Source organism: Streptomyces doebereineriae (genome assembly GCF_031845645.1).
GTDB classification, from domain to species: Bacteria; Actinomycetota; Actinomycetes; order Streptomycetales; family Streptomycetaceae; genus Streptomyces; species Streptomyces canus.
Window position 1 is genome coordinate 1 of the sequence record NZ_JAVREZ010000342.1, and the last position, 442, is coordinate 442.

The following is a 442-nucleotide window of genomic DNA, read 5'->3' on the forward strand; positions in this document are numbered from 1 at the left end:
ACGTGACCCAACTGCTCAAAGTCCAGAATTTCAACGTCTCCAGCGACGGATTCGGCGCCGGCGACGACCAGAGCTTTGAGCGCCCGTTCGGTCATGCCGACCCGGGCAAGATGTTCGCCTGGGCCGGCGCGACGGCAAGCTGGCCCAACCGGACGCAGCCTGGCGGCAGTCGGGGCCTCGACGATTACCTCACCCGGGACTTCGCCAACAACATCGGCGCCGAGATCATGGGCCGCAACAAGTTCAGTCCCTACCGTGGCCCATGGCAGGACCACGATTGGCAGGGCTGGTGGGGTGACGTGCCGCCGTTCCATACCCCGGTGTTCGTCCTGACCCACCACGAGCGGCCGTCGTTCAGCCTGTCCGACACCACGTTCCACTTCGTCAACGCCGATCCGGCGACCGTGCTGGAGCAGGCCCGGGCCGCCGCGCAGGACAAGGA

Annotated in this window: 1 protein-coding gene; it reads left to right on the top strand. The window is 66.5% G+C overall.

Features of this window, described 5'->3' with window-relative positions; genetic code table 11:
• Window positions 1–2 precede the first annotated feature (2 nt).
• A partial coding sequence (locus RNB18_RS52200; protein ID WP_311721077.1) for a deaminase occupies window positions 3–442 on the top strand: 440 nt, incomplete at its 3' end.